30 protein-coding genes are annotated in these 26,045 nt (G+C 73.5%); 14 read left to right on the forward strand and 16 right to left on the reverse strand.

Annotation, left to right across the window (positions count from 1 at the left end):
• Positions 1–30: 30 nt before the first annotated feature.
• The 4 genes from AC0VYL_RS12645 to AC0VYL_RS12660 form a co-directional block, all read right to left on the reverse strand.
• A complete protein-coding gene (locus tag AC0VYL_RS12645; RefSeq protein ID WP_475483252.1) occupies positions 31–1,008 on the reverse strand; it encodes a zinc-dependent alcohol dehydrogenase in 978 nt (325 codons plus the stop codon).
• A 3-nt stretch (positions 1,009–1,011) separates the two neighbouring features.
• A complete protein-coding gene (locus AC0VYL_RS12650) occupies positions 1,012–1,659 on the reverse strand; it encodes a CDP-alcohol phosphatidyltransferase family protein (RefSeq protein ID WP_475483253.1) in 648 nt (215 codons plus the stop codon).
• Positions 1,652–2,293, reverse strand: coding sequence for a GTP cyclohydrolase II (locus tag AC0VYL_RS12655; protein ID WP_475483254.1), 642 nt, complete (start codon positions 2,291–2,293; stop codon positions 1,652–1,654). Before AC0VYL_RS12655 ends, AC0VYL_RS12650 begins: the two co-directional genes overlap by 8 nt.
• 72 nt (positions 2,294–2,365) lie before the next feature.
• A complete protein-coding gene (locus tag AC0VYL_RS12660) occupies positions 2,366–2,983 on the reverse strand; it encodes a hypothetical protein (RefSeq protein ID WP_475483505.1) in 618 nt (205 codons plus the stop codon).
• A 57-nt stretch (positions 2,984–3,040) separates the two neighbouring features.
• On the opposite strand from AC0VYL_RS12660, the gene AC0VYL_RS12665 reads away from it, so the two are divergent.
• Complete coding sequence (locus AC0VYL_RS12665) at positions 3,041–3,328, forward strand: hypothetical protein (protein WP_475483506.1); 288 nt, start codon at positions 3,041–3,043, stop codon at positions 3,326–3,328.
• A gap of 13 nt (positions 3,329–3,341) precedes the next feature.
• Here AC0VYL_RS12665 and AC0VYL_RS12670 read toward each other — a convergent pair whose 3' ends face one another.
• Complete coding sequence (locus tag AC0VYL_RS12670) at positions 3,342–4,307, reverse strand: SDR family oxidoreductase (protein WP_475483255.1); 966 nt, start codon at positions 4,305–4,307, stop codon at positions 3,342–3,344.
• Between the two features lie 186 nt (positions 4,308–4,493).
• Positions 4,494–5,861, reverse strand: a complete 1,368-nt coding sequence (locus tag AC0VYL_RS12675) for a hypothetical protein (RefSeq protein ID WP_475483256.1) — start codon at positions 5,859–5,861, stop codon at positions 4,494–4,496.
• Between the two features lie 115 nt (positions 5,862–5,976).
• Between AC0VYL_RS12675 and AC0VYL_RS12680 the strand changes: the two genes are divergently transcribed.
• The 5 genes from AC0VYL_RS12680 to AC0VYL_RS12700 all read left to right on the forward strand — a co-directional run bounded on the left by AC0VYL_RS12680 (position 5,977) and on the right by AC0VYL_RS12700 (position 9,732).
• On the forward strand, positions 5,977–6,543 hold the full coding sequence (locus AC0VYL_RS12680; RefSeq protein ID WP_475452595.1) for a hypothetical protein: 567 nt from the start codon (positions 5,977–5,979) through the stop codon (positions 6,541–6,543).
• 165 nt (positions 6,544–6,708) lie between these two features.
• Entirely contained in the window at positions 6,709–7,275 is a 567-nt protein-coding gene (locus AC0VYL_RS12685; RefSeq protein WP_475483257.1) for an RNA polymerase sigma factor, read from the forward strand.
• A 62-nt stretch (positions 7,276–7,337) separates the two neighbouring features.
• On the forward strand, positions 7,338–7,943 hold the full coding sequence (locus AC0VYL_RS12690; RefSeq protein ID WP_475452599.1) for an SCO family protein: 606 nt from the start codon (positions 7,338–7,340) through the stop codon (positions 7,941–7,943).
• The gene (locus tag AC0VYL_RS12695; RefSeq protein ID WP_475483258.1) at positions 7,940–9,172 is read left to right on the forward strand and encodes a Dyp-type peroxidase; all 1,233 of its coding nucleotides are present in this window, start codon (positions 7,940–7,942) and stop codon (positions 9,170–9,172) included. The genes AC0VYL_RS12690 and AC0VYL_RS12695 overlap by 4 nt, the downstream gene beginning before the upstream one ends.
• Before the next feature lie 29 nt (positions 9,173–9,201).
• Entirely contained in the window at positions 9,202–9,732 is a 531-nt protein-coding gene (locus AC0VYL_RS12700) for a copper chaperone PCu(A)C (protein WP_475483259.1), read from the forward strand.
• A gap of 15 nt (positions 9,733–9,747) precedes the next feature.
• Here AC0VYL_RS12700 and AC0VYL_RS12705 read toward each other — a convergent pair whose 3' ends face one another.
• The 3 genes from AC0VYL_RS12705 to AC0VYL_RS12715 all read right to left on the reverse strand — a co-directional run bounded on the left by AC0VYL_RS12705 (position 9,748) and on the right by AC0VYL_RS12715 (position 11,443).
• Positions 9,748–10,146 carry a VOC family protein gene (locus tag AC0VYL_RS12705; RefSeq protein WP_475483260.1) on the reverse strand — a complete coding sequence of 133 codons (399 nt, stop codon included), beginning with the start codon at positions 10,144–10,146 and terminating at the stop codon, positions 9,748–9,750.
• Complete coding sequence (locus AC0VYL_RS12710) at positions 10,143–10,436, reverse strand: ArsR/SmtB family transcription factor (protein WP_475452607.1); 294 nt, start codon at positions 10,434–10,436, stop codon at positions 10,143–10,145. The genes AC0VYL_RS12705 and AC0VYL_RS12710 overlap by 4 nt, the downstream gene beginning before the upstream one ends.
• 77 nt (positions 10,437–10,513) lie before the next feature.
• On the reverse strand, positions 10,514–11,443 hold the full coding sequence (locus tag AC0VYL_RS12715; RefSeq protein WP_475452609.1) for a LysR family transcriptional regulator: 930 nt from the start codon (positions 11,441–11,443) through the stop codon (positions 10,514–10,516).
• Between the two features lie 75 nt (positions 11,444–11,518).
• On the opposite strand from AC0VYL_RS12715, the gene AC0VYL_RS12720 reads away from it, so the two are divergent.
• Positions 11,519–12,775, forward strand: coding sequence for an MFS transporter (locus tag AC0VYL_RS12720; protein ID WP_475483261.1), 1,257 nt, complete (start codon positions 11,519–11,521; stop codon positions 12,773–12,775).
• 59 nt (positions 12,776–12,834) lie between these two features.
• Here the strand turns inward: AC0VYL_RS12720 and AC0VYL_RS12725 are convergent, their stop codons facing one another.
• A complete protein-coding gene (locus AC0VYL_RS12725; RefSeq protein ID WP_475483262.1) occupies positions 12,835–13,506 on the reverse strand; it encodes a lysophospholipid acyltransferase family protein in 672 nt (223 codons plus the stop codon).
• A gap of 140 nt (positions 13,507–13,646) precedes the next feature.
• Complete coding sequence (locus tag AC0VYL_RS12730) at positions 13,647–14,570, reverse strand: serine/threonine dehydratase (protein WP_475483263.1); 924 nt, start codon at positions 14,568–14,570, stop codon at positions 13,647–13,649.
• Between the two features lie 120 nt (positions 14,571–14,690).
• On the opposite strand from AC0VYL_RS12730, the gene AC0VYL_RS12735 reads away from it, so the two are divergent.
• The gene (locus AC0VYL_RS12735; RefSeq protein WP_475483264.1) at positions 14,691–15,596 is read left to right on the forward strand and encodes a LysR family transcriptional regulator; all 906 of its coding nucleotides are present in this window, start codon (positions 14,691–14,693) and stop codon (positions 15,594–15,596) included.
• Positions 15,597–15,713: 117 nt separating this feature from the next.
• Positions 15,714–16,118: a VOC family protein gene (locus AC0VYL_RS12740; RefSeq protein ID WP_475483265.1), complete on the forward strand. Its 405-nt coding sequence runs from the start codon at positions 15,714–15,716 to the stop codon at positions 16,116–16,118.
• Positions 16,119–16,127: 9 nt separating this feature from the next.
• Here AC0VYL_RS12740 and AC0VYL_RS12745 read toward each other — a convergent pair whose 3' ends face one another.
• Positions 16,128–16,760 carry a trimeric intracellular cation channel family protein gene (locus tag AC0VYL_RS12745; protein ID WP_475483266.1) on the reverse strand — a complete coding sequence of 211 codons (633 nt, stop codon included), beginning with the start codon at positions 16,758–16,760 and terminating at the stop codon, positions 16,128–16,130.
• A 342-nt stretch (positions 16,761–17,102) separates the two neighbouring features.
• On the opposite strand from AC0VYL_RS12745, the gene AC0VYL_RS12750 reads away from it, so the two are divergent.
• Positions 17,103–18,461, forward strand: coding sequence for a dihydrolipoyl dehydrogenase family protein (locus AC0VYL_RS12750; protein WP_475483267.1), 1,359 nt, complete (start codon positions 17,103–17,105; stop codon positions 18,459–18,461).
• Between the two features lies 1 nt (position 18,462).
• Here AC0VYL_RS12750 and AC0VYL_RS12755 read toward each other — a convergent pair whose 3' ends face one another.
• Complete coding sequence (locus tag AC0VYL_RS12755; RefSeq protein ID WP_475483268.1) at positions 18,463–19,305, reverse strand: siderophore-interacting protein; 843 nt, start codon at positions 19,303–19,305, stop codon at positions 18,463–18,465.
• Between the two features lie 72 nt (positions 19,306–19,377).
• Positions 19,378–20,355 (reverse strand): N-acetylglucosamine kinase, encoded by a 978-nt coding sequence (locus AC0VYL_RS12760; protein ID WP_475483507.1) that lies wholly within the window; start codon positions 20,353–20,355, stop codon positions 19,378–19,380.
• Positions 20,356–20,519: 164 nt separating this feature from the next.
• On the opposite strand from AC0VYL_RS12760, the gene AC0VYL_RS12765 reads away from it, so the two are divergent.
• Together AC0VYL_RS12765 and AC0VYL_RS12770 are read left to right on the forward strand one after the other, a co-directional pair.
• Positions 20,520–21,803, forward strand: coding sequence for a GNAT family N-acetyltransferase (locus AC0VYL_RS12765; protein WP_475452627.1), 1,284 nt, complete (start codon positions 20,520–20,522; stop codon positions 21,801–21,803).
• 91 nt (positions 21,804–21,894) lie between these two features.
• Positions 21,895–22,641, forward strand: a complete 747-nt coding sequence (locus tag AC0VYL_RS12770; RefSeq protein WP_475483269.1) for a metal-dependent hydrolase — start codon at positions 21,895–21,897, stop codon at positions 22,639–22,641.
• A gap of 91 nt (positions 22,642–22,732) precedes the next feature.
• Here AC0VYL_RS12770 and AC0VYL_RS12775 read toward each other — a convergent pair whose 3' ends face one another.
• On the reverse strand, positions 22,733–23,605 hold the full coding sequence (locus AC0VYL_RS12775) for a ketopantoate reductase family protein (RefSeq protein ID WP_475483270.1): 873 nt from the start codon (positions 23,603–23,605) through the stop codon (positions 22,733–22,735).
• 70 nt (positions 23,606–23,675) lie between these two features.
• On the opposite strand from AC0VYL_RS12775, the gene AC0VYL_RS12780 reads away from it, so the two are divergent.
• Together AC0VYL_RS12780 and AC0VYL_RS12785 are read left to right on the forward strand one after the other, a co-directional pair.
• A complete protein-coding gene (locus AC0VYL_RS12780) occupies positions 23,676–24,302 on the forward strand; it encodes a TetR/AcrR family transcriptional regulator (RefSeq protein WP_475483271.1) in 627 nt (208 codons plus the stop codon).
• Positions 24,303–24,496: 194 nt separating this feature from the next.
• Positions 24,497–24,952 carry a nitroreductase family deazaflavin-dependent oxidoreductase gene (locus AC0VYL_RS12785; RefSeq protein ID WP_475452635.1) on the forward strand — a complete coding sequence of 152 codons (456 nt, stop codon included), beginning with the start codon at positions 24,497–24,499 and terminating at the stop codon, positions 24,950–24,952.
• A gap of 30 nt (positions 24,953–24,982) precedes the next feature.
• Here AC0VYL_RS12785 and AC0VYL_RS12790 read toward each other — a convergent pair whose 3' ends face one another.
• Entirely contained in the window at positions 24,983–26,023 is a 1,041-nt protein-coding gene (locus AC0VYL_RS12790) for an aminotransferase class V-fold PLP-dependent enzyme (RefSeq protein WP_475483272.1), read from the reverse strand.
• Positions 26,024–26,045: the final 22 nt, after the last annotated feature.

A 26,045-nucleotide genomic window follows, 5' to 3' on the forward strand; every position in this document is an offset into this window, starting at 1 on the left:
CTCCCAGGGTGTCGGGTGCGGTCGGTGCGGTCAGGTCTCGTACACGACGCGATGGCACAGGGCCGACAGCTCGCCGCCGGCCAGCCTCGGCAGTACCGAGGGCAGCTCCTCGAACGGGCTCTCCCCGGTGAGCAGGGCGTCGAAGGCGGGGTCCTCCAGCAGGCGCAGCGCCAGTGCGAGGCGCTCGGCGTGGTCGTAGCGCGAACGGCGGGCCGGGGAGATCATGCCGACCTGGCTGGCACGCACCGTCAGCCGGTGGGAGTGGAAGTCCTCGCCCAGCGGCAGGATCACCCGCCGGTCCCCGTACCAGCTGAGCTCCACGACCTCGCCCTCCACGTGCAGCAGCCGCAGCGAGGAGACCAGCCCCGCCTCGGTGGCGCTGGTGTGGAAGACCAGGTCGCGGTCGCCCTCGGCCCGCTCGGGAGGGGCGAAGTCCACCCCGAGGCGGTCGGCGATCGCGGCGCGCCCGGGATCCACGTCCACCAGCTGGACCCGCGCCCCCGGTATCTGGGACAGCAGGCGCGCCACGCAGCAGCCCACCATGCCCGCGCCCACCACCGTCACCCGGTCGCCCACCATCGGGGCGGCGTCCCACAAGGCGTTGATCGCGGTCTCCACCGTGCCGGCCAGGACCGCGCGGGAGGCAGGAACGCCCTCGGGGACCACCGACACCGCCGAGGCGGGCACCACGAACCGGGTCTGGTGCGGGAACAGGCTGAACACCGTCCGCCCCACCAGCTCCCCGGGGCCCTCCTCGACCACGCCCACGTTCAGGTACCCGTACTTCAGCGGGCCGGGGAAGTCGCCCTCCTGGAAGGGGGCGCGCATCACCCCGTACTGGTTGGGCGGCACCCCGCCGCCGAACACCAGGGTCTCCGTGCCCCGGCTGATCCCCGAGTTCAGGGCGCGCACCACCACCTCACCGGGGCCTGGTTCGGGCATCTCCACCTCCCGGACCTCACCCACGCCGGGGGAGCGCACCCAGAACGCCCGAGCCGTCCTCGCCATCCCTCACCTCTTCCTCTCCACGGGACCGGGCCCGAGGGCACGCGCCCGCCACAGTCCCACCACGTCACGTCCGAACGACCACAGCAGGGCGACCAGCGCCAGTCCCACCACCACGTCACCCACCGGCCGGGGGAGGACCCCAGAGGCGGCCACCGTCAACACGATCCCCTGGGCGGCGGCCACGGCCTTGCGCGCCACGCTCGGCGGCAACGGGCCCCTGAGCCACGGTGCCGCGCGGGCGGCGACCCAGAAGAGGTACCGCATCGCGCCGATCGCCAGGACCCAGGGTCCCAGCACCCCGGAGACATACACACTCAGGGCCAGGATCAGGAACGCGTCGGCCTCCATGTCGAACCGGGCGCCGAAGTCCGACTCCGTGCGCGTACCGCGGGCCACCAGCCCGTCCACCCAGTCCAGGACCAGGGCCACGGCCGCCACCGCCACCAACGGCCCGGCGGGGCCGCCCTCGGCGACCAGCGCCGTCACCACGCCGATCAGAACGACGCGCACCAGGGTCACCAGATCGGCCGGGCCCAGCGGCCACCGCTCGTAGCGGCGGATCGCCACCACCAGCGCCAGCGTCACCAGCACGGCGTACAGCGGCGCGGCGACCCAGCCCCGGATACCGAGCCAGGAGGCCGGGTCAGCCACCCGCCAGCCCCGGGTCGCCGTTCAGGTGCGGCAGGTCGTGGCCCAGGCGGTCCCGTTTGGCGACCAGGTAGCGGGAGTTGTTCTCGTGCGGGGGCACCAGCAGCGGAACCCGGGCGGCCACCTTGACCCCGTAGCCCTCCAGCGCCAGCACCTTGTCCGGGTTGTTGGAGAGCAGCCGCACCGAACGCACGCCCCGGTACCGCAGTACCCGCGCCGCAGGGCCGTAGTCGCGCACGTCCACCGGCAGGCCCAGGTGCGTCGCGGAGTCCACGGTGTCCAGCCCGCGCTCGTCCTGGAGCACCTGGGTGCGGACCTTGTTCACGAGCCCGATCCCGCGCCCCTCGTGGCCGCGCAGGTACACCAGTACGCCGCGGCCCTCGGTCAGGATCGTGTCCAGGGCGGCGTCGAGCTGGTCGCCGCACTCGCAGCGCAGCGCGCCGAACACGTCCCCGGTGACGCACTCGGAGTGCACCCGGACCAGGACCTCCTCGCCGTCACCCAGCGCGCCCAGGACCAGGGCCATGTGCTCCTGGCCGTCGACCGGGTCCCGGAAGGCCACACAGCGGAACGTGCCCCTGCGCACCACCAGGTCCGACTCGGCGACCTCCGCGCCGTCAAGAGAGTGCTCCGTCATGTGTCCTCCGATGCGGATGCGACCTGACCAGGTGCGTGCCCATCCCACCGGTCGGATACACGGGTCGGACGACTATTCCGGCAGGTCCACCCGGATCTCGTCGCCCAGGGCGAAGCCGCCCTCCAGCTCCAGGGAGTCCCCGCTCCAGAACCGCCCCGGATCGTAGTAGCCGGGCCGCCTGCCCGGGGCCAGCAGCCCCATCTCCACGTAGGTCAGCGCCATGACCTCCGCGCAGTAGGCGGTCTCCAACCGGCGTTCGCGCGCCCTGCCCCGGAACGGCATCCGGCCCAGCGCCCACCGCCCGGCCAGTTGGGCGGTCGAGGGGAAGGGGGTGCCGTCGAGCCGGGCGACCATCCGCAGCGCGGCGTCCTCCATCGCGCGGTCGGCCAGCGGGTCCAGCTGGCGCAGCCAGGCCCGCTGTCCGTAGCGGTGCCCCCACACCAGGACGGCGTCACGCAGGTCGTGCAACTGGACGCCGCGCTGGTGGGTGCCGGTCCACATGTCCACCAGGGACCTGCCCAGCTCCGCGTGCCACATCAACGGGGGCAGGTCGTCCACCACGACGGCCATGCCGACGTGGTTGACCGGGCTGTTGGTGGTGAGCTGGATGGCCCGGTCCGGCACGCTCGTGCCCCGGAACACCCACACGTCACCGGTTCTGGTCAGATCGACCGCCGTGTCCAGGTCCATGCTCGTCTCTGCCACAGGCACTAGCCTATGAGCATGAAGTGGTGGAAGGCCTTGGGAGTGGCCGCCTTCGTGGGTGTGGCGGCCACCGGAGTGGCGATCGCGCGGGCCGAACGGGAGCGCCGCGCCTACACCCCCGAGCAGGTCAGGGACCGACTGCGCGAGCGCGTGGCGGAGGTCGACCGCGCTGCTCGCGGCCCCGTGGGCGACTCCGAGCCCGTGTCCGCGCCGTCGCGCGGCCCGCTCGGCGCGGTGCGCGCGGGACTGTCCCGGCTCCGGACCCGGCTCCGGAGCCTCCGGCCGGTGGCCACAACCGGCCACCGCGACCGCGAGGCGCGTCGGGGGTAGGCGCTGACTCCGGTCAGGCGCCCTGCACGTAGGAGAGCAGGATGCGTTCGACCTCCTCCGAGGGGCCCACTCCCAGCGGCGGCTCGCCCCGTTCACGGTCCCAGGCCAGCACGTCGGCGGCGGTGGTGGCCAGCGGGGTCGAGGGCAGCCCGGCCTCCCGCGCCCGGCCGAAGTCACGCTGGAAGGTCTGTTCCCACACCGGGTCGGGCCGTACCAGCGGGAAGCGGGCCTTGATCGTCTCCGGCGGCACCAGGACCGGTTCGACCTCGCTCCCGGCCGCGCGGGCGCAGGTGCGCAGCATCTCCATCAGGGTGAGCGGTTCGGCCGGTCCCATGGCGTTGAACACGCCCCCGCGGTCGTCCTCAGCCAACAGCACGACGAGTCGGGCCAGGTCCCGCACGTCGAGGAGCTGCACCGGCTGCCCGGGGTCCGCGGGCAGGACGACCTTGCCGCCGCGCGCGGCCCGGCGCACCCAGTACGTGAACTGGTTGACGTTGTCGTGCGGTCCGGCGAGCATCCCGGGCCGCACCACGGTGGCGCGCTCGCCGTACCGGGAGTGCAGTTCCCGCTCGCAGGCGACCTTGAGCGGACCGTAGGTGTCCCGGCCGACCTCCTCGGTGTCCCACTCGGGAGTGTGGAGGGGCGCCGACTCGTCCGCTCCGGGGCCGGAGCCGGGAGCGTAGACGGCGTTGCTGGACACGAACAGGTACCGGCCCACGCGGTCGCCCAGCGCCTCATGGGACTGCCGCACGTGCCTGGGCACGAACCCGCTGACGTCGACGACCGTGTCCCAGGAGCCCTCGGCCAGGGCGGAGTGGTCGCCCTCCTCGCGGTCCCCCACCAGGAGCCCGGCCCGGGGGAAGAGGCCCCGCGCGGTCCGCCCCCGGTTGAAGAGCGTGACCTCGTGTCCGCGCCGCAGCGCGTCGTCGACGATCGCCCGGCCGACGAACGAGGTACCGCCCAACACGAGAATCCGCATGAGCCCAGAGCCTAGCGCCCGTTCCCACCAGCTTCGAGCACCGTCACGGCGTCGAACGGGGCGACCGGTGGGCCAGGACCGACGCCACAGTGGGGATGCGGCCCATCGGGGCGACGATTCCGGAGGTTCCTTCTCGGATGACCCCAAATCCCTTCCCAGCGGAACGGACCCGGGCCGGACGGTCGGTCAGAGCGGCCTGGTGAGGTGGCCGACGGACTCCAGCAGGGAGATGTGGTCCGTGCCCAGGGACTCCAGGAAGGCGATCACGTCCCGGTGCGGAACCCTGTGCAGCGGGGCGCTGGTCCGTGACAGGCCGACGCGGGACAGGCCCTCACCGCCGCCCAGCCGGGAGGCCGGGGTGGCGGGCGGGTCCACCCGGTACAGCCGCCAGGCGCTGCCCCGGGGAGCGGAGGCCAGCAGGAGTGTGGGCCGCTTCCACACGATCAGCGCCCAGCCCTTGGGGCCCTCGGCGTGCACGATGACGGGATCCGCGTGCCCCTCCAGCAGTTCGACCACCTGCGCGGCGACCGGGACGGGGTTGGTGAACGCGCCACGGACCCGGTGTGTGCCGGAGTCGTACTCCAGACTCCACCCCGAGGCCTCCAGCTCGGCGGCCACCCGGGCGAGGCGGTCGTCGTCCTCGGGAGGGGCCGCCTCGGCCGGTTCGGGGGAGGGGGTGGCCGGGAGGATCAGGCCCAGTTCCAGGCCCGCCCCGGTGGCGGCGGCGCCGGTGAGCGCCGCAAGGTTCGCGCCGCAGGTCAGGGCGGAACGCTGGTCGCCCCGCTGCCACTCGACGAGACCGCCGTGCTCGGGGAACCCCGCCGCGACGGGGTGTACGGAGGCCTCCACCCCCGCCTCGGCCAGGGCTCGGGCGGCGTCCTCGCGGTCCTGTTCCGGCCACGATCCGGGGACGCCCAGGCGCACGTGGGCGGGGGACAGCCGCCGGGTGAGGGCGGCCAGCGCCGGAGCGTCGTACCCGCGCAGGGGAGCGTGCAGGGTGAGTTCGCTGACCGGTCCCTCGGGCAGGTGGGCGAGGAGCGGCGCGTCCAGGTTGTGCACCACTCGGGCGGCCGACTCCGTCGGGTTGGTCAGCAGGAGGTCCTCCAACCGGTCGGCCAGGGAGGACAGCCGCTCGGCCAGGGACGCGGGCAGCGTGATCCCGGTCGCGCAGGAGGAGAGCCACGCGCCCAGTTCCGCGAGCGCCCACGGGACCCCGTCGGGGCCGCCGCGCACCACCGTCCAGACCCGGTCCTCGGCGGTGGGGGAACCGGAGCCGAAGGCGGCCACGACGTGTTCGTCACCCAGCAGCAGGGCCAGGTCCGGGACGGAGCGGTCGATCAGCGCGTACGTGCGGTCCGGGCGCCCCACGGAGGCCTCCTCGGACGCGGTGCCGAGCACGGTGACGGCCGCGCCCAGGCCCTGGGCGACGGGGACCAGGCCGTCCTCCAGGGCGGAGAGATCCATCACCGTCCCCACCAGCAGGAACTCGCGTAGCGGAGCACCGTCGGTACGGGCGTTCCACTCGTGCAGCAGGGCGAGCGGGGAGACGGACACGGGCGACCTCTGTTCTCACACCGGGGACGTAAGCGAGCATAACGGAGCGCGGCGGCGGGTCCCCGCGATACCCCCGTGGCGGACACGCGGCGGGGGGTGCGACGATGTGAACACCATGACCGAGAGCGAACAGTGCCGACCGCTGCGCGCCGGGGTGTTCACCCTGGTGTGCGCGAGCCTGTCCGCGATCGGCCACTCCGTGAGCTCCGGGCACGACGTCCCCCTGGTCGGCCTCCTGCTGGGCGTCGCCGTGGTCTTCGCCGTCGCGTGGGCGCTGGCGGGCCGCAGGTACGGCCCCGGGATGCTCACCGCGTGGATGCTGTGGGGCCAGCTCGCCCTGCACGTGACCTTCTCCTACGCCCAGGGCGCCCCTCACACGGACCACACCGGCGCGGTGCTGGCCCAGGACCCGGTGCCCGCGTGGGCGATGATCTCGATGCACGTGGCGATGGCGCTGGTCAGCGCGTGGTGGTTGCACCTCGGTGAGAACGCCCTGTTCGCCTTCCTGCGGTTCATGGCGCTCTCGCTGATCCCCCTCCTGCTGGTGGTCGGCGCCGTCCCGACGGCCCGGGCCGCGGTCTCCGCCCGGTTCGCCGCCACCGACCAGCACTCCCGCACGCGGCCGCCCTATCTGCGCCACTCGCGTGTGCTGCGCGGCCCACCGCCCGTCCCGGCCGCCTGACCGGAGTCCTCTCCGCACCGGGGCATCCCCCGCGTCGTCAGGCCGCCCTCCCGTGTCCCCGTGGTGCCGCCCCGTCGGCACCGCCTGCCCAGGACACCCCGTGGTCCCCCACCGCCCGCAGGTGGCGGGGTGGCCGCGCGGGCGGTGACAGAAAGCACGATCCGCATGACATGGAGTGATGGGTCCGGTGCGGCCCACACACAGTCCGACCTGGCCCGACTGGCCCAGCGCGCCGGGGCCGGCGTCCCCGGGGCGATGGACGCCCTGTTCACCCTGACCCGAGCCGACGTGGCCCGCTACATCGCCCGCCGGGTCGAACCCTCGTGGGTCGAGGACCTCACCCAGGAGACCTTCCACCGCGCCATGCGCGGCCTGCCCGGGTACGCGGGACGGTCCCCGGTACGGGCCTGGCTGCTGTCCGTGGCCCGCCACACCGTCGCCGACCGCTACCGCAGCCGTGCGCGCTCACCGCGTACGGAACCGGTCGAGGACTGGGAGCGCGCGCTCGGCCCCGGTGCGGCGGAGCCGGGGCGGTTCGACGAGTACCTGGCCCTGACCTCCCTTCTGGAGGACCTGCCCGAGGACCGGCGCACCGCCTTCGTCCTCACCCAGGTCCACCGCGTGCCCTACGCCGAGGCCGCCGCGCTGACCGGTGTCCCGATCGGCACGGTCCGCTCGCGTGTGGCCCGGTGCCGCCGCGACCTCGCCCGCCTGGTGCGGGAGGCGGCGTGAACGCCCCGCCCGCGCACCCCCCGAGTCACCCCTGGAAACACCGTCCCGTGAGGAAGCACCCGATGAGACATCCGATCCGCTCCCTGGCTGTCGCCGCCGCCGCGCTGCTGGCCGTCACCGCCTGCGGGGGGCCCGACCTGGCCGAGGCCGAGCACTACCTCGACCTCTCCGACCAGCCCATGGCCGCCTCGGAGATCGAGCTCGCCACCGTCGACGGAGAGCCCTGGGGGTTCACCGACGTGGCCGACGACCGGCTCACCCTGCTGTTCTTCGGCTACACGAGCTGTCCGGACGTGTGCCCCATGACCATGGCCGAGATCAACCTCGCCCTGGACCAGGCCGGAGAGGACGCGGACGGGTTCGACGTGGTGATGGTGAGCAGCGACCCCGAGCGGGACACCGACGAACAGCTGCGCTCCTGGCTGGACCGGTTCGACCCGGACTTCCAGGGTGTGCGCGGGGACGTGGACGACACCGTCCAGGCCGCCCTGGACTACGGCGTCCCGATCGAGGCGCCCGAGGTCACCGAGGGCGAGTACCTGGTCTCGCACGGCGGCCGCATCCTGGTGCTCACCCCCGACGGTGAGGCCGCTGGCATGTTCGACGAGGGCGTGGGCGCCGACGACATCGCCCCGCTCCTGCCGGTGCTGCGGTCGGAACTGCTGTGAGCTCCGGGACCGGGGTCTCCCGGCGCGGCCTGTTCGCGGGGGTGGGAGCCGCCGGGGCGGTGGGCCTGACCACCGGGGGACTGCTGGGCGCGGGGGCGGCGCGCGTGCCCGGAGGGGAGGACCCCGCCCGGGACCTGACGCTGTCCCGGAGCGGCCCCGAGGAGGGGCGTCCGCCCGCGCTGCTCACACCCACCCCGGCCCACGTCCACGTGGTCGCGGTGGACCTGCGGGCGGACGAACCGGCGGAGGTCTCCGCCCGGGCCCGCGAGGTCCTGGCCGTCTGGGGCGAGCGGGCCCGGGAACTCCACGAGAGCGGACTGGCCGCGCTCGCGCCCGGTGCGCCCACCGAGGGACTGCGCCCGGCCTCCCTGGGGATCACCCTCGGCCTGGGCGGCGCCCTCCTGGACCGGGCCGGGCTGGGCGACCGTCGCCCCGCGCCCCTGGAGGACCTGCCGGACTTCGCCGCGGACCGGCTCGACCCCGCGCTGTGCGGGGGCGACCTGATGCTCCACGTGGGCGCCGAGGACCCCCTCGTGGTCAGCGCCGCCGTGGAGCACCTGCTCGGCCTGGTCCGGGAACAGGCCAGCGTGCGCTGGTCCCTGCCCGGGTTCCAGCGCGCCGCCGCCACGGCCGAGGACGCCTCGGCCACCCCACGCAACCTCATGGGACAGGTCGACGGCACGGTCAACCCCGCACCCGCGGAGGCGCGGTTCGGCCCGCAGGTCCTGGCCGCGCACCCCGAGCCCGGCACGGCCTGGATGGACGGCGGCACCTACGTGGTGGTGCGGCGCATCCGCATGCTGCTGGACGACTGGTTCGACCTGGCGCCCGAGGACCGGGAACGGGTGATCGGCCGCCGTCTGTCGGACGGCGCGCCGTTGGGCGGGGACCGTGAGGACGACCTCCCCGACCTCGCGGCCAGGGACGCCGACGGAGGGCCCGTGGTCCCCGACGACGCCCACATCCGCCTGGCCAGCCCGGAACGCACCCTCGGCGCCCGCATGCTGCGGCGCGGGTTCAACTACGACCTCGGCTGGAAGGACGGCCACCGCGAGGCCGGGCTGCTGTTCACCGCCTGGCAGGCCGACCCCCGCGCCGGATTCACCGCCGTGCAGCGGGAGCTCGACCGGGGCGGCGACGCCCTCAACACCTTCGTCCGCCATGAGGGGAGCGCCGTCTTCGCGGTGCCCCCCGCGCTCGATCCCCATCCGGCCCACACCCTCTGGTGACCGGGCCGACCGACCCACAGGACACGAACATGAAGACACACACCGCTACCGCGACACTGCTGGCCCTGGCCCTGCTTGCCACGGGCTGTTCGTCCGACGCCCCCGTCCAGGAGGCCGCCGTGGAGGACCCTGCACGGGGCGGCGCCGAGGCCGACGCGATCATCGTCGAGGACGCCTGGATCCCCGAACCGGCCAACCCCGAGGTGGGCGTGGTCTACCTCGCGATCACCAACACCGACGCCTCCGCCGCCGACGCCGTGGTCGAGGTGCGCACCGACGCGTCGCCCGAGGCCGAGCTGTGCACCACCGAGACCACGGAGTCGGGCGCGGCCGTCATGACGACCCTCGACGAGATCCCCGTCCCCGCGGGTGGCACCACCACCTTCGTCGACGGCGGCTACCACGTCATGGTCAACGACATCCCCGAACCCCTCGCCGTCGGTGACTCCGTGGCTGTCACCCTGGGCTTCGCCAGCGGAACCGAGATCGCACTGGACGTCCCCGTGCAGGAGATGACCGGCCCGACCCCGGACGAGGCGGACCACGGCGCCCACCACTGAGCGATCCGCCCGGGACTAGACGGGGGTGACGATCTGGATGAGGTTGCCGCAGGTGTCGTCCAGCACGGCGGTGGTGACCGGGCCCATGGTCAGCGGGGCCTGGGTGAAGGTGACCCCGAGGGCGCGCAGCCGCTCGTACTCGGCGTGGACGTCGTCCACCTGGAACTGGGTCGCCGGGATGCCGTCGTCGTTCAGCGCCGCGCGGTAGGGGGCCACGGCGGGGTGCCCTGAGGGCTCCAGCAGCAGCTCGGCCCCCTCCGGGTCCTCCGGGGAGACCACGGTCAGCCAGCGGTTCTCACCCTCGGGCTCACCGATGGGCACGTCGTGCTTCTTCACGAAGCCCAACACGTTCGTGTAGAAGTCCAGGGCCTTGACCTGGCTGTCGACGAAGACGCTGTTGATGTGGATTCTCATGAGTCGCTCTCCCGCGGGTTCGGTCCCAGCCACCGCTCGACGATGTGTCCGAGCGGCTCCGGGTTCATGTCGTGGAACTTGTAGCGTCCCTCGCGCCTGCTCTCGACCAGGCCCGCCTTCTCCAGGACCGCGAGGTGCTGGGAGACCGCCTGGCGCGAGATGCCGAGCTGGTGCCTGGTCGCCAGCCGGGCGCAGAGTTCGAACAGGGTCTGCCCGGACCGTTCGCGGAGCTCGTCCAGGATGACGCGGCGGGTCGGGTCGGCCAGGGCCTTGAACAGTTCGTCGGACACCCGACCACTATAGGCAAGTCATCACTTGCCTATCAAGCCGTGAGCTGGTGTTTTGCGATGACTTGAACCACGGAACCCTAGCTTCCGTAGACCCCGGCCAGGAGGTCCGCCAGGGCGGTCAGTTGCGGGGTGGCGCGGTCGGTGCGCCAGACCAGGCCCAGCTGGGACGGCTCGGTCAGCCCCTCCACCGCCAGGCACCGCAGGTCGGCCCGGGTGATCTCCTCGGCCAGGGGGCGGCACACCAGCATGGCGTGCGCCCCGGCGGCCACCAGGGCCAGCCCCTCCTGCATGGTGTGCACGCTCGTCCCGGAACGGAGGGGCGCGCCCGCCGGGGTGGTGGGCGGCACCCGCGCCGCCATCCAGTAGTCCGGTGCCTCACCGGCCGGGCGCAGCAGGTCGAACCGGGTCAGCTCCTCCACGTGCAGCCGACCCCCGTCCGCCAGCGGATGGTCGGCGGACACCGCCAGGAGGCGGTCCTGCGGTGGGAACCGGAAGCCCACGGTCAGTTCACCCTCGTGGACGGGGAGTTCCACCAGAGCCGCGTCCAGTCGGCCCGCCACCACGTCCGAGAACGGGGACCCCAGGGGGATCTCGCTCAGCGCGACCGTCACCCCGTGCTCGCCCCGCAGCAGCCGGAACGCCTCGGCCACCTGCACGTGGACACTCCCGTTGAAGCCGATCCGCAGCTCCCGCAACGATCCGCGCATCGCCCTGTCGCGGGCGCGCAGGAACGTGGCGGCCAGGTTCTCGTAGGCGGGCCGCACCTCCTCCACGAACTGCGATCCGAACCGGGTGAGCGACACCCGCCTGCTGGTGCGCTCCACCAGGCGCGCCCCGACGCGGCGTTCGAGCGCGGAGACGAGTTGACTGGCCCGGCTGGGGGAGAACCCCAACCGTTCGGCGGTGCGGCCGAAGTGCAGCTCCTCCGCCAGCACGATCAGGCACTCGATCTGCTGGACGTGGACCTGGTTCAACGCGCCGTCCACGGGTGCGCTCGTGCTCGCCATATCGTTGAGCCTAGCTCAACGATCGCTGAGCGGATCGCTGTTGTTCGCCGCCCTCGCGGCCGCTTGGCTGGATCCATGAGTCCCACCGCGTCGTCCCCGACGACCCCCACCCGTACACCCGCCGAACCACCCGGGGCGGGCCGCACCGCGCTCCGGCAGTGGACGGCGGTCGCCGTGCTGTCCCTGAGCACCTTCGTGGTCGTCACCTCCGAGATGCTGCCGGTCGGCGTCCTGACTCCCATGGCGGAGGGACTGGGCATCACGGCCGGGGCGGCCGGATCCAGCCTCACCGTCACCGGCCTGGTCGCGGCCGTCACCGCCGCGCTGGTCCCGCGCCTGCTCGGCGCCCTCGACCGGCGCGCGGTGCTGGCCGCCGCCATGGTGGTGCTCGCCCTCGGCAACGTCCTGACCACCCTCGCCCCGGGCTTCGCCGTGCTCGTCGCGGCCCGCGTGATCCTCGGGGTCGGTATGGGCGCTGTCTGGGGGCTGGCGGCGGCGGTGGCGATCCGCCTCGTCACCCCGGCGAGGGCGGCGCTGGCGGTGTCCTTCGCGGTCAGCGGGGTCGCCGCCGCCTCGGTGGTCGGAGTGCCGCTGGGCACCGTGATCGGGAACGCCCTCGGCTGGCGGGCCGCCTTCGCCGCCCTGGCGGTGGCCGCCGTGGTCCTGGCGGTCGCCCTGCCGCTGTTCCTGCCCCGCCTGCCCCGTCCCACCGCCGCGCACCCCGCGGCGGGCCCCGCGCCGACCCTGTTCACCCCACCGGTCCTGGTCGGGCTGGGCGTCGTGGTCCTGCTGGTCACCGCGCACTTCGCCGCCTACACCTACGTACGTCCGGTCCTGGAGGAACGCGCCGGTCTGGATCCCTCGGCCATCGCCCTGCTCCTGCTGGTGTACGGGGTGTTCGGCCTGGTGGGGAACTTCGCCGCCGGGGCGGTGGCCGCCCACCGCACCAGGGCCACCGTCCTGGGGCTGGCGGCCGGTGTCGGCACCGCCGTCGCCGTGCTGGCCCTGCTCGGCACGGTCCCCCTGGCCGCCGGTGCCGGGATCGCCCTGTGGGGTGTGGCCTACGGAGGGGTGTCGGTGGCCGGGCAGATCTGGATGACCCGTGCCGCACCGGACCGCGTCGAGCACGTCACCGGACTCTACGTGGGCGCCTTCACCGCCTCGATCGCCCTGGGCGCGCTGGTCGGCGGCGGGGTGGTGGAGCTCGCGGGCGTCACCTGGCTGCTGTGGGGCGCCGCGGCCCTGGCCTGGGCCGCCCTGGCCGTCGGTCTCCTGGGTCCGGGCCCCCACCCGCGCGGAGCCGAGCGCGACGAGGAGCCGCGACGCGGCTGAGTCCGCCGACGTGGATGCGGGGCGGGTCCCGAACGGGGCCCGCCCCGCACGCGCCCGTCCTACTCGTCGCCGCCGAAGCTGTTGTACTCGTCGGCCCGCTCCTGGCCGGACAGCGCGTGGATGGCGTCCATGACCTCGTCGGTGATCACCCTGCGGGCCTTGCCGGGGGCCATGCCGTCGAAGCCGGTCGAGAAGTCCATCGGCTCGCCGAAACGCACGGTGAAGGGGCGGGGGCGCGGCATGCCGGCGCCGATGGGCTGCACCTGCTGGGTGCCCGAGACCGCGACCGGCACGATGGGCGCCTTGGACTCCAGGGCCAGGTGGGCGACGCCGGTGCGGCCCCGGTACAGGCGGCCGTCACGGGAACGGGTGCCTTCGGGGTAGACCACGCAGGCCTCACCCTCGTTCAGGCGGTCCAGCATCATCTCCAGCGACACCATGGCGTCGCGGGCGTTGCCGCGCTGGACCGGCATGGCGCCCAGGGAGCCGAACACCGTCTTGGTGACGCGCCCCCTGATCCCGGTGCCCTCGAAGTAGTCCGACTTGGCGAGGAACCGCACGGGGCGCTGGGTGACCGACAGGGGGATGACGACGCTGTCCACGAACGACAGGTGGTTGCTGGCGAGCAGGACCGCACCCGTGGCGGGGACGTTCTCACGGCCCTCGATGGTCGGTCGGCACAGGGTCCGGGCGAGGACCGCCGCGGTATGCCGCAACGCACCGTAGAGCACGTGTTCTCCCTTGTGTTGTCGGACGGAGCCGACCTCAATGTAAGGGTGACTCACCGGTAATGATGACCTGCCGCACACAGAGTGCCGCACGTCACGTACCGGCGGAAACAGGGAGGTCGGGCCCGTCGGAGCGGGGGAGGTCAGCTGTGCGGGCGCCAGTCGGCGTTGGCCCCGCACACCACCAGGCACGGGTTGTCGCCCGGCACGCGCCCGGCCAGCCAGGCGGCGAAGGGAACGGCGGCGGCGGGCTCGGCGGCGATGCGGAACTCCTGCCACAGGCGGGTCTGCGCGCTGATGATCTCGGCGTCGCTGACCAGCACCGTCGTCACCGGGTTCGCGCGCAGGACCTCGAAGGGCACCCGGCCGAAGGTGGACGCGCCCAGCGCGGACGAGGCGACCGAGTCCACCGGGGTGCGGACCGGGTGACCGGCCTCCAGCGCGGCGCCCAGGCTCCGGCAGCCCTCGGGCTCGACTCCGACCACCTGACGCCCCTCGGCGCCCAGGCGTACCCCGGCGACCAGACCGCCACCGCCCACCGCGACCACGATCGAGTCGCACTCGGGCGCGTCGGCGGCGATCTCCAGGCCGAGGGTGCCCTGGCCCGCGACCACCAGCGCGTCGTCGTAGGCGTGCAGGTAGCGGACGCCCTCGGACTCCGCGCGGGCCAGCGCCGCCTCGGCCGCCACCGCGAACTCCTCACCGACCCGGACGATCTCCGCGCCGGTGGCCGCCAGGGGAGCGGCCTTGGCCTCTGGCACCGTCTCGGGCACGTACACCGTGGCGTGCACCCCCAGCATGCCCGCGGCGGTGGCCACGCCGAGGCCGTGGTTGCCCCCGGAGGCGGTGATCACCCGGTCGGTGGGCTCGCCGCCGAGCAGGGCGTTGAGGGCGCCGCGGAGCTTGAACGCGCCCGTGCGCTGGAGGTGCTCCAGCTTCAGGGTGAGGGGGCGCCCGTCGATCTCGGCACGCATGACCGGGGTCCGGCGGGCGTACGGTGCGATGCGCTCGGCTGCGGCGCGGACGTCGGTGGCCGTGGGCACGGCGGGCGCGGTCGTGGTGCTCATGGTCCCACTCTGCCGCTACTGACCATTAACTTAAAGTTGGGTCTGCTAAAGAATGTTAAGAAGAACTTTGTGTCATGCTTTGTCCTAAAGGACCGTGTCGTGCCAGGAAGGGGTGATCGTGTGCTCGACGCCAACCGTCTGCGCGTGCTCGTGGAGATCGCGCACGCCGGATCGATCGCGGCCGCCGCCGACCGCCTCTCCTTCACCCCGCCCGCCCTGTCCCAGCAGCTCACCAAACTGGAACGCGAGGTCGGCTGCCGCCTGGTGGAACGCGGCCGCACCGGGGCGACCCTGACCAGGGCCGGGGAGGTCCTGCTCGAACACGGCGAACGGGTCCTGGGCGAACTCCGCGACGCCGAGTCCGCCGTCCGCGCCTTCGCGGGAGACCGCGCCGACCGCCTGTCCCTGGGCGCCTTCGCCAGCGCGGGCAAGGTCCTGCTCCCCGGGGCGCTCGCCGCCTTCGGCCACGAACACCCCCATGTGCGGCTGTCGCTGTCCGACATCGAACCGCCCGGCGGCCTCGGCCTGGTCACCTCCGGCGACCTCGACCTGCTCATCACCCACCGCTACCCGGGGGTGCCGCTGCCCCGCGCTGGCGGCCTGCACCGCGAACGCCTCCTGGTGGACCCGCTCCTGGTGGTGGCGCCCACCGGCCATTCCATCAGCGACACCGAACTCTCCCTGGTGGACCTGGCCGACGAGGAGTGGATCTGCGGCGCCCCCGGCATCCACAACCGGATCAGCCTGGACACCGCCGCCGCGGCCGCCGGGGTGCGCCTGAGCGTCGCCTACGAGACGCGCGACTACGAGGTCGCCCTGGCGCTCATCACCGCCGGGGTGGGGATCGCCCTCATCCCCCAGAGCATCCTCGACGCCTCGCACGGCGGGGGGTGGGTCAGCCGACCCCTGCGCGGCACCCGGCTGGCCAGGGAGATCTACACCGTGCACCGGCTCCGACCGCCGGAGCCGGTCCCCGACATGGTCGCCACCCTGCGCCGCACCGCGGCCCGCAGCCTCCGGACCTGAACCGGCGCCGATCCGTTCGGAGGGTCCGGGACCGATGAGTTCCGCCGACCCCGGAGGTCGGTACGGACGAACGGAGCGCCGTGTCCCACGGCGCCGAGCCCGGACGAAAGGACCACCATGACCGAGGCCCCCTTCGAGATCGCCCTCCCCATCGCCGACCGGTGGCGCGCGATGGTCTTCTACCGGGACGCCTTCGGGTTCGAGGCCCTGGGCGAGCCCGCCGAGGACGGCGTGCCCGAACCGCTGCGGCTGCGGGTCAACGACCACGCCGTGCTGACGCTCGTTCCCGCCGACGGACTCGCCTGGGTCCTGGGTGAGACCCGCCGACTCGCTCCGCCCGGCACCAGCGAGTGCCTGCTGACCAGGACGTTCTCCACCGAGGCGGCCGTCGACGAGCTCCTGGGACGGGTCCGGGAGGCCGGGGGAGAGGTGGTCGGCGCGGCCGAGCGGCAGCCCTGGGGCTACTCGGGAACGTGTGCCGACCCCGACGGCCACCTGTGGCAGATCACCGTCCAGCCCTGACCGGAACCCCTACAGGGGCGGTGCCCCGGGCGGGTTCGGGGCGTTCCAGCGGTAGCGCAGGGCCAGGACGCGCAGGGTGAAGCACAGCAGCGAGCCGATCACCGCGATCCAGCCCGGACCGAAACCGGTCAGGTCCACGACCACCACGAACAGCGCCCCGATCATCGCGGGGACGGCGTACAGGTGCGAGTTGGCGCTGAGCACCGTCGGCACCCGGCTGAGCAGCACGTCCCTGATGGTGCCGCCGCCCACACCCGTGATGACGCCCAGCAGCACCGCCTGGAGCGGCCCGAAGCCGAACTCCAGCGCCTTGGTCGCCCCGATCACGGCGAACAGGCTGAGCCCGGCGGCGTCGAACACCAGGATGGGCCGGGTCAGGTGGGTGAGCTGACGGCTGAGGAAGAACGCCAGGGTCCCCCCGGCCAGCGCCGTGGCCAGGTACCGCCAGTCCTGGAAGGTGGCCGGGGTCTGGCCCAGCAGGACGTCGCGGAGGATGCCGCCGCCCAGGGCGGTCACCATCCCCAGCACCATGACACCGACGAGGTCCACCCGCGCGGTGCGGATGGCGGTCAGTGCCCCGTCCAGCGAGAACGCCAGGATGCCGAGGAGGTCCAGGAGGAGGAGCAGGTCGAGCGTGGACATGGCCGTGGGGGTCCCTTGTGCGCAGCGACGAGTGTGGAGGGGTCCACTGACCGGCCATTCCATCACGCCCCGGACGACCGGGGGCCGACACGGTCGCCCGTGTCGGCCCCCGGTCGTCCGGGTCAGCGGGTCGCGGCTTCTCCACACGCGCGGACGGAGCCCGTCGCGCGTTCGCCGCGCGGGCGTGACCTGGCCAAGGAGGGGACCTCGCGGATCCGGCGGTGCGACCGGGCGTGAGACGGCGCCAGCCGGGGAACCGTCACGCGTGTCGGTTCCCCGGTGTCCCGCCGACGCCGGACACCATCGGGGGTGAACCACCGGACCACGGGCGGAGCGAGGCACATGGAACACCTGGACGCGATCGTGATCGGCATGGGGCCGGGCGGTGAGACGGTCGCGGACCGTCTGCTGACCGCCGGGCGGCGGGTGGCGGTGGTCGAACGCGACCTCGTCGGTGGTGAGTGCGCCTACTGGGCCTGTGTCCCCACCAAGACCCTGCTGCGTGCGCCCGAGGTGCGCGCCGAGGCCGCCGGGGCCGCCGGGGTCGGTGAGGCCGCCCTGGAGTGGCCCGCGCTGCGTGCCTACCGGGACCAGATGATCCGGCACCTGGACGACTCCCGACAGGCCGAGGGCTACCGGGAACGCGGTGCCCTGGTCCTGCGCGGCGACGCGCGGGTGGTGGGCCGTGACCCGTGGCGGGTGGCGGTCGGCACCACCGAGTACACCGCCGACCACGTGGTGGTCGCCACGGGCGCCAGCGTGCTGGTCCCGCCGATCGAGGGACTGGAGGAGCTGGGCCCGGACGTGCTGTGGACCAACCGTGAGGCCACCACGCTCACGGAGATCCCCCGGACCGCGCTGGTGGTCGGGGGGAGCGCGGTCGGCGTCGAGCTGGGCCAGTTCCTGGCGCGCGCGGGCACCCGGGTCACCGTCGTCCAGCGCGGGCCCCGGCTGCTGGACCGCGAGGAGCCCCGGCTGTGCGAGCTGATCAGCGACCAGTTCGACCGGGACGGGACCACCGTCCACCTGAGCAGCCAGGTGAACTCGGTGACCAGGGACGGTGACGGTGTCCTCGCCGTGCTGTCCGGCGGTGAACGCGTCCGGGCCGACGTGATGGTCCTGGCCACCGGGCGGGTGCCACGGGGTGACCGGCTCGGCCTGGCCGAGCTCGGAGTCGAACCGGACCGCGGGGCCCTGCCGGTGGACGACCACTGCCGGGTCGCCCCCGGCCTGTGGGCCGTCGGGGACGTCACCGCCCGGGCGATGTTCACCCACGTGGCCAAGTACCAGGGGAGGGTGGTCAGCGCGAACATCCTCGGCGGCGACCAGACGGCCGACTACACCGGGGTCCCCCGGGTGGTGTTCTCCCACCCGGAGATCGCCGCCGTGGGGCTGACCTCGGAGCAGGCCCGGGAGCAGGGTCTGGACACGGCCACCTCCGAGACCGACCTGACCTCGGTGCTGGCCCGCCCCTGGACCATGGAGACCGACCCGCGCGGAACGCTGGGGCTGGTGGCCGACCGCGACCGAGGGGTGCTGGTGGGGGCCTGGGCCTTCGGGGCGCAGGCCTCGGAGTGGATCCACACCGCGGCCCTGGCGATCCGCCTGGGTCTGCCGATCACCGACCTGCGCGACTCCGTGCCCCAGTTCCCGACCTTCAACGAGGGCTACCTGATCGCGCTGGACGCCCTGGACCTGTGAGTCAGGAGGCGAGGGCGGCGGCCTCCTCGGCCTCCACGCTCCGGTTCCACTCCGGCTTGGAGGCCTGCCAGCCGTCCTCGTCGCGGCCCAGCCGCCAGTACCCGGAGACCGACAGGTGCTCCTTGGGCAGGGCGAGCTCGACGCGCAGCAGGCGGCGCAGGTCGCGGACGAAGTTGGCCTCACCGTGCACGAAGGCCCGCACCTCGCCGGACGGGAACTCCAGCGAACGCACGGCCGGGACCAGCCGGGACCCCGGGACGCCGCCGTCGCGGTGCAGCCAGGTCACGTGGACGTCCGGGCGATCGGTGAGGTGCTGCTCCTCGGCCGCGCCGTCGACCTCGACGAACACGTGCGCCGGGCGGCCCTCGGGAAGGGCCTCGACACTCGCGGCGATGGCGGGCAGCGCGCTCTCGTCTCCGGCCAACAGGTGCCAGTCGGCCTCGGCGTCCGGCGCGAAACCGCCGCCGGGGCCGAGGAGGCGCAGCCGGTCACCGGGCCGGGCCGCCGCGGCCCAGACCCCGGCCAGGCCGACCTCGCCGTGGTACACGAAGTCGATGGTCAGCTCGCCCGCGTCCCAGGAACGCACGGTGAAGGTGCGGGTGACCGGCCACTCCGAACGGGGCCGCTCGGCGCGGACCGCGTCGAGGTCGAAGTCCTCGGGGTCGTCGTGCGCCGGGGGCGGGAACAGCAGCTTCACGTAGCTGTCGGTCGAGCCGTCCGTGGCGAAGTCGGACAACCCCTCGCCGCCCAGGACCACCCGGACCATGTGCGGGGTCAGGCGCTCCACGCGCTCGACCCGGCCGGTGTGCACGGTCCTCTTCGGACGCTGCTGCCGCTCCGTCACGACTCCCCCTCCATTAGGTTAGGTAAACCTAACACTAGGGGGCCGTGGTCGCGCCGGGCAAACCGGGGCGCCTCAGGAGACGCCCTCCGTGAAGACGCCGTGCAGGTCCACGTCGCGCTCGTCCGCACCCGCGCGCAGGGCCGCCAGCCAGGCCGCGCCGCCCGACGTGCTCCCGGCCATGAGTACCGGCGCGCCGGTCCCCATGGTGAGCTTGTGGGTGAGCGCCTCCCGGACCGGAGCGGACCCGGTGAGCACCCCGCCGGACAGGACCACCGGCAGGTGCTCCCCGGGCACCCGCACCTGGTGCACCGACTGCGCCAGGTGGCCCGCGGCGGCGTTCACGATCACCACGGCCGCAGGGTCGTGCTCGTACGCTTCCGAGACCAGCGGAGCCAGGGCCGCGAGACGGATCGGCGGGGCGGAGGTCAGGGTGCGCGCGAAGTTGCGGGCGTGCTCCTCGGGCCACCGCTCAGGGCCGCTGGGCCGCTGACCGGGGATGACCCGCTTGGCCACCGTCCGGGCCAGGGGGCTGAGATCGCCGCCCCGGCTCAACTGGCGCGCGGTCTCCCGGGCCGCCTGGTGGCCGATCCAGAACGCCGAGCCCTCGTCCCCGATCAACCAGCCCATGCCGTCCGCCGACCGTCCCCGCTCACGGCCCTCGATCCGGGTGGCGATCGCCCCGGTCCCCGCGATGAGGACCGTGCCGTCGCGCTCGGAGGTCCCCGAGGCGAAGGCGACCGTGTCGTCGCCGGAGAACTCCTCGCCCGTGGGGCTCAACCCGGCCTTGGCCAGCGCCTTGTCCAGCCGGGCGCGCACACCCGCGTCGCGCAGCCCGGAGTACCCGGCCAGCCCGACCACCGTGGCGGCCACGGCGTCGCGCGCCCCGGGCCCCGCCCGGTCCAGCGCCGCGCCGATCGCCTCGGTCAGCCGCTCCGCGGCGACCTCGGGGCCGTGTGTGTTGGGGTTGGCACCCCCGGACCTGGCCTCTCCCCGCCGTTCGCCGGTCAGTGTGGTCACCAGGGCACGGGTGGTGGTGCCTCCCGCGTCCACCCCGACGACCAGCGTGGGGGAGAGGGAGGGGATTCGTCGTGTCGTCACGACCAGAGCGTGCCCCACCCCGGCCCGCCTTACTCACGCGGCCTGCCCGAAGGGAGGCCCAGAGCACGCCCAAAACCACTGGCCGCCGCTTCGTCGTCACTGGTAAGCCTGACCGTATGACCGACATCAAGAAGGCGGACTTCAACCCGCCGAAGCAGGGCTGGACCGTGCGCCACACCGACGCGGACGAATTCGCGCAGGCGGCCAGAGTGTTCGGACAGAGCCTGCTGTTCCCCGAGGACGTCGACGGCCTGTTGGAGCGGATGAGACCGCTGCACGACGAGGTCGGCTACGAGCGGGCCCTGGTCGCCGTGGACGAGGCCGAGGGCGAGGTCATCGGCACCGCCAACCACTTCCCCTTCGAGATGACGATGCCCTCCGGGCGCGTGCCCGTGGCCGGGGTGACCGGTGTCGGAGTGTGGCCCACCCACCGCCGCCGGGGCGTGCTCAGCTCCCTCATGCGCCGCCAGCTCGCGGACGTCCACGCCGCGGGCGTGCGCTACGCCGCCCTGTGGGCCTCCGAGGGCTCCATCTACGAGCGCTTCGGCTACGGCAACGCCTGTACGGAACTGGACACGATCCTCAGCCGCCCCCACGGCGCGCTGCGCGCCGACGCGCCCCGCGACCCGGACCTGCGCGTGGTCCTGCGCGAACCGGAGCGGGTCCGCACCGACCTCGAAACCGTGCACGAGGCCGTCTGCGCGGTCCAGGTCGGCCAGTTCCGCCGCACGAAGCCCTGGTGGGACCGGGCGCTGTTCGACGCCCCCTCCCGGCGCGGCGACAAGGGACCGCTGGTGGCGGCCGTCGTGGGCAACGCGGACGGCCCCCTCGGCTACGCCCTGTACCGGGTCAAGGCCAAGTGGGAGGACGACGGCGCCCAGGGTGAGGCGCACGTCCAGGAGATCACCGCCACCACCCCCGCCGCCTGGGCCGCCCTGTTCGACCACCTGTTCAGCCGGGACCTGGTCGCCAAGGTCTTCTTCCCGTTCCTGCCCGCCGACTGCCCGCTCCACCACCTCCTCCCGGACCGGGGCCGCGCGGTGGCCAGGCACTTCCCCTCCCTGTGGGTGCGCCTGGTCGACGTGGCCGGTGCCCTCACCGAGCGCCCCTACGCCGCCCCCTTCGAGGGGGTCGTGGCCGTCACCGACCGCCACGCGCCGTGGAACGCCGGACGGTGGCGGATCAAGGCCGACACGGACGGCGCCCGGGTGGAGCTCACCGACGCGGCCCCCGACCTGTCCCTGGACGTGTCCCACCTCGGCGCCGCCCACCTGGGCCAGACCACGCTCACCGGCTTCCAGCGCGCGGGTCTGATCACCGAGCACACCCCGGGCACCGTGGCCCGTCTGGACGCGGCCCTGCACCGCGTCGACGCGCCCTTCTGCGGGGTCATCTTCTAGACCGCGAGCGGGTGCCCCGCCGGGGCACCCGCCCACCGGAGGTCCTGGGAAGCTTTCGGGTGAGAGTTCCCCCTACCCCCGGAGGTCTTCCATGATGGGTTCTTCGCACGCCGCGACCGGTGTGCTCGCCGGTGCGGCGGTCGGCGCCCTCGCCGGCTCGGAGGTCACCGACGTCCTCGTGTGCGCCGCTGTCGGCGCGGGTGCCGCCCTCCTCCCCGATCTCGACGAGCCGGGATCGTCCGTGGGCCGGTCCCTGGGACTGCTGTCGGAGAAGACGTCGACGGGCCTGCGGGCGCTGTCACGGCGCGTGTACACCGCGACGGGCACCCGCTACGAGCTGGAGGCGGGCAAGGACGGCGGGCACCGCCACCTCACCCACACGCTGCCCGCAGTGGTGGTGTTCGGCCTGCTCGGATATCTGGTGGCCGCCGTCGCGCCCCTGGGGACCGGGGTGGTGGTGTTCGCGATGGCCGCCCTGGGAACGGGCACGGTCGCCCGGTCGCTGAGGGGGCCCGGACGGGAGCGGGGGGTCGCGGTGGCGATCCTCGCGTTGGTGTGCGCGACGACGGCGGTGTACGCCCCGGGCGGGGCCCCGTGGCTGATCGGCCTGACGGTGGCCGTGGGGGCGTTGACGCACGTCCTGGGGGACTGGATGACCCGGTCGGGGGTGCCGCTGGCGTGGCCGCTCAGGGTCAGGGGGAAGAGGTGGTGGATGTTCAGGTCGCCGCTCGCGTTCCACACCGGTAGGTCGCCGGTGGAGGTCGGGATCAGATGGGCGTCGCTCCTCGCCGCCCCACTGATGCTGCTCGTTGCGGTCCCCGCCGCCCCCGCAGGCTAGGGACACACGGGCCACACGTCGGCCCGTCCCCACGTGCGCGGGGCTGACCACGGTGGATCTTTCAGGGAAGGCAACGCCGCGTGGTGGCCGCTCAGCGGGCTCCCGCGGGGCCACGGAGCTGTTCGGCCAGCCGGTCGAGTTCGGCCGCCGTGGCGGACGAGGAGTCGTCGAGTCCGCTGTGCACGGCCGTCGGGCTCCTCAGGAACCGTCGGAACACGGCCACGAGGAGCCCCTCCGGCAGCGTCCCCAACACCGCGAACGCGCGAGGCACAGGCGGTGTCTCCAACCCGGCGAGGTTCTGCCGCATGACGTGCACCACGCCGCGGACCGCGTCCGGGTCGTCGGCCAGCGCCACCGGGCCGCCCGCCTCGTACGCCGCCTGCCCGAGCGGTACCGAGAACGCCGCGTGCGTCCTGAGCCAGGCATCCATCCGCGGCTCGGCCCTGGCGTTGAGCCCGGCGGTGCGGAACGTCTCCACGATCCGTTCCAGCCGCGGGGTGGTGCGGCCGTCGGGTTCGCCGATCGGAATCGCGACCCGGCGGGTGACGACGTTGCTCCTGCGGTAGCGGACCACGTCCCCGTCCATCGTGCCGCCGGTCGTGGGGAAACCGAGCAGCAGCCGCTCGTGGCCGATCCCCGCGCTCAGCGCCTCCGGTCCGCCCGCCCAGTTGAGCATGAAGAGCACGTCCCCCCGGACACCGGCGAGTGGTTCCAGCACCGTGTCCGCCTGGTGGGCGCGGACGAAGACGGTGATCAGGTCGTACCCGCCCTCCGGGCGCTCGACCACCGGCACCGGCACCCGCTTGACCACGGGGCCGTCCTCCTCGGCGAGCCGCACGCCGTGTCGGCGCAGAGCTGTCAGACGCTCGCCCCGGGCGAGGAGCGAGACATCGTGGCCGGCCTCATGCATGTGGGCGGCGAACAGGCTGCCGCACACCCCGGCGCCGTACACGAGCAGTTTCATGGCAGTCCTCTTTCACACGATCGTTTGAATCAAACGTTTGTTTGAATCATACATATGTATAGTCGCTTGTGTGGCGACCCCAGACACCCGGACCCAGATCCTCGACGCGGCCGAGCACCTCTTCGCTGAGCACGGATACCGCGGCACCTCAGTGCGCGCGATCACCACACTCGCGGGAGCCAACCTGGCCGCCGTCGGCTACCACTTCGGCTCGAAGGCGGAGCTGATGGCGGCGGTCGCCCGCCGCGTGATCGAGCCCATCAACGCCGCCCAGTACGCCGGGCTCGACCGACTGCTCGCCCGGACCCCCGACCCGTCGGTCGCCGCACTGGTGGAGGCGTTCGTGGGGCCGATGTTCGACGGGATGCGGGCCGGTGACGAGGGCGCCCGGACGTCCCGGCTGATCGTGACGATCCTCAGCGACCCCGCCGAGGAGGTACGCAGCTGGACCGGCCCGGCCGAGGACTCGGTCCGCGAGCGCTACCTCGCCGCCTTCACGCGCGCACTGCCCGGCCTCCCCCCGGAGGAACTGTGGTTCCGGATGCGGGGGAGCCTCGCCGTGACGGCCGTCGATCGCCTGGAGGTCCACCAGCAGCCCACGCCTGGCTGCGGCTCCCCAGGACCGGGCGAAGCGGCCCGGCGGTGGGCGATCACGTTCCTCGCGGCGGCGATGAGCGCTCCTCCGACCCGGATCTGACGACGACCCGGGACAGACGCTGGCGGTGAGGCGGTGTCCGACCTGGGCACGGCCCCTCTTCCGCCCCGGGGCCCCCTTCCGCGACCAGAGCTTCTGACGGGGGCTGGCGAGCGGCAAGGCGAGTCGGGCTCCGCCGCGCCGGGCCGCCATGGCACGATCGGGGTGGATTCCGTAGCCGAACACCGGGGAGAGCGATGACCGCCAGTGGCGTACTCCAGGGCGAGTACGAGCCGAGTCCGTCGAAGTTCGTCCGAGATCAGGTGGAGCTGTACGAACGCACCGGGGGCCGGGAGGGCAACACGCTCATGGACACCGGCATGCCGGTGATCATCCTGACCACACGCGGGCACAGCAGCGGCAAGGTCCGCAAGTCCGCCCTCATGCGCGTGGAGCACGACGGCGCCTACGCGGTGATCGGCTCCCAGGGCGGAGCACCCGAGGACCCCGCGTGGGTGGGCAACCTCCGCGCCGCCCCCGACGAGGTCGCGCTCCAGGACGGCCCCACTCCCTTCGCCGCCCGCGCCCGGGAGGTCCGGGGCGAGGAGCGTCAGCGGTGGTGGGACCGTGCCGTGGAGGCCTACCCGCCCTACGCGGACTACCAGGAGAAGACGGACCGGCTCATCCCCGTGTTCGTGGTGGAACGCACCTGAGCGCGCGGCCGGTCCCCCTGGGGGACCGGCCTAGGTCAGCGCCGTGACCAGACGGTCCACGTCCTCTTCGGTGTTGTAGAGGTGGAAACCCACCCTCAGCCGTCCGTCGCGGAGCGCCGCGAGGATCCCCGCCTCATGGAGGCGTTCGGCGGTTCCGTCCGGAACGGCGAGGGAGACGATCGCCGAGCCCGTGGCTTCGAGTCCCAGCGCGTTCCGGAACCTGTCGGCCAGGGCCACGTCGTGCGCGTGGACCGTCTCCAGCCCGACCTGTTCGAGCAGTTCGAGGCCTCGGGCCAGGCCGATCCACGCGGGCCACACCGGGGCCAGGTCCAGGCGGCGCGCCCCCTCGGCCAGTCGCAGCGGTCCGCCGTAGAGGGAGTTCCACGGTTCGGCACCCGCGTACCAGCCGGGGGCGAGCGGGGAGAGCTCGGCCAGGGCTTCGTCGGTTCCGGTCAGGAAGGCCGCGCCGCGCGGGCCCAGGAGCCACTTGTAGGTGCTGCACACGACGTAGTCCGCGAGCGGGGTCGGCAGCCATCCCGCTGACTGGCTGGTGTCGAGCAGCAGGCGGGCGCCGTGGTCGGTGCACGCGGCGCGCAGGGCCTCGAACGGGGCGATCCGCCCGGTGGCCGACTGCACGGCGGCGACCGCCACCAGCGCGGTGCCCGGGCCGACCTCGTCGGGCAGGCGGTCCAGGGGCACCTCGCGGACGCGGAGGTCCCGGGCCATCAGGGGGAAGGCCACCGAGGTGAACTCTCCCTCAGCGAGCAGGACCTCGGAGCCGGGCGGCAGGCTCGCGGCGACCGTTCCGACGAACTGCGAGGTGTGGGTACCCACCGCGACCCGGTCGGTGTCGACACCGGTCAGCCGTGCGTAGGTGGCGCGGGCGGCGTCCACGACGCCGTCGACGGAACCGGGGGAGAACCGTCCGGCACTCACCTCCCGGAGGTTCTGTTCCAGGTCCAGCCGTGCCCGGCGGGTCAACAGGCCGTGGGTGGCGGTGTTGAGGTAGGTGCCCTCGGGCGAGAACTGGCTCTGGGCCTGCTTGAGGCGGGTTGCGGTCATGGGTCGCATGCTCACAGGCGCGGTGGGCTCG

This window comes from Nocardiopsis sp. iso_238 (genome assembly GCF_056173325.1).

Coding starts and splice junctions, on each gene's coding strand:
- AC0VYL_RS12645 (WP_475483252.1), bottom strand. CDS start 1,008: ATGGCGAGGACGGCTCGGGCGTTCTGGGTGCGCTCCCCCGGCGTGGGT.
- AC0VYL_RS12655 (WP_475483254.1), bottom strand. CDS start 2,293: ATGACGGAGCACTCTCTTGACGGCGCGGAGGTCGCCGAGTCGGACCTG.
- AC0VYL_RS12660 (WP_475483505.1), bottom strand. CDS start 2,983: ATGGACCTGGACACGGCGGTCGATCTGACCAGAACCGGTGACGTGTGG.
- AC0VYL_RS12670 (WP_475483255.1), bottom strand. CDS start 4,307: ATGCGGATTCTCGTGTTGGGCGGTACCTCGTTCGTCGGCCGGGCGATC.
- AC0VYL_RS12680 (WP_475452595.1), top strand. CDS start 5,977: ATGACCGAGAGCGAACAGTGCCGACCGCTGCGCGCCGGGGTGTTCACC.
- AC0VYL_RS12685 (WP_475483257.1), top strand. CDS start 6,709: ATGACATGGAGTGATGGGTCCGGTGCGGCCCACACACAGTCCGACCTG.
- AC0VYL_RS12690 (WP_475452599.1), top strand. CDS start 7,338: ATGAGACATCCGATCCGCTCCCTGGCTGTCGCCGCCGCCGCGCTGCTG.
- AC0VYL_RS12700 (WP_475483259.1), top strand. CDS start 9,202: ATGAAGACACACACCGCTACCGCGACACTGCTGGCCCTGGCCCTGCTT.
- AC0VYL_RS12705 (WP_475483260.1), bottom strand. CDS start 10,146: ATGAGAATCCACATCAACAGCGTCTTCGTCGACAGCCAGGTCAAGGCC.
- AC0VYL_RS12715 (WP_475452609.1), bottom strand. CDS start 11,443: ATGGCGAGCACGAGCGCACCCGTGGACGGCGCGTTGAACCAGGTCCAC.
- AC0VYL_RS12720 (WP_475483261.1), top strand. CDS start 11,519: ATGAGTCCCACCGCGTCGTCCCCGACGACCCCCACCCGTACACCCGCC.
- AC0VYL_RS12730 (WP_475483263.1), bottom strand. CDS start 14,570: ATGAGCACCACGACCGCGCCCGCCGTGCCCACGGCCACCGACGTCCGC.
- AC0VYL_RS12740 (WP_475483265.1), top strand. CDS start 15,714: ATGACCGAGGCCCCCTTCGAGATCGCCCTCCCCATCGCCGACCGGTGG.
- AC0VYL_RS12745 (WP_475483266.1), bottom strand. CDS start 16,760: ATGTCCACGCTCGACCTGCTCCTCCTCCTGGACCTCCTCGGCATCCTG.
- AC0VYL_RS12750 (WP_475483267.1), top strand. CDS start 17,103: ATGGAACACCTGGACGCGATCGTGATCGGCATGGGGCCGGGCGGTGAG.
- AC0VYL_RS12765 (WP_475452627.1), top strand. CDS start 20,520: ATGACCGACATCAAGAAGGCGGACTTCAACCCGCCGAAGCAGGGCTGG.
- AC0VYL_RS12770 (WP_475483269.1), top strand. CDS start 21,895: ATGATGGGTTCTTCGCACGCCGCGACCGGTGTGCTCGCCGGTGCGGCG.
- AC0VYL_RS12775 (WP_475483270.1), bottom strand. CDS start 23,605: ATGAAACTGCTCGTGTACGGCGCCGGGGTGTGCGGCAGCCTGTTCGCC.
- AC0VYL_RS12785 (WP_475452635.1), top strand. CDS start 24,497: ATGACCGCCAGTGGCGTACTCCAGGGCGAGTACGAGCCGAGTCCGTCG.
- AC0VYL_RS12790 (WP_475483272.1), bottom strand. CDS start 26,023: ATGCGACCCATGACCGCAACCCGCCTCAAGCAGGCCCAGAGCCAGTTC.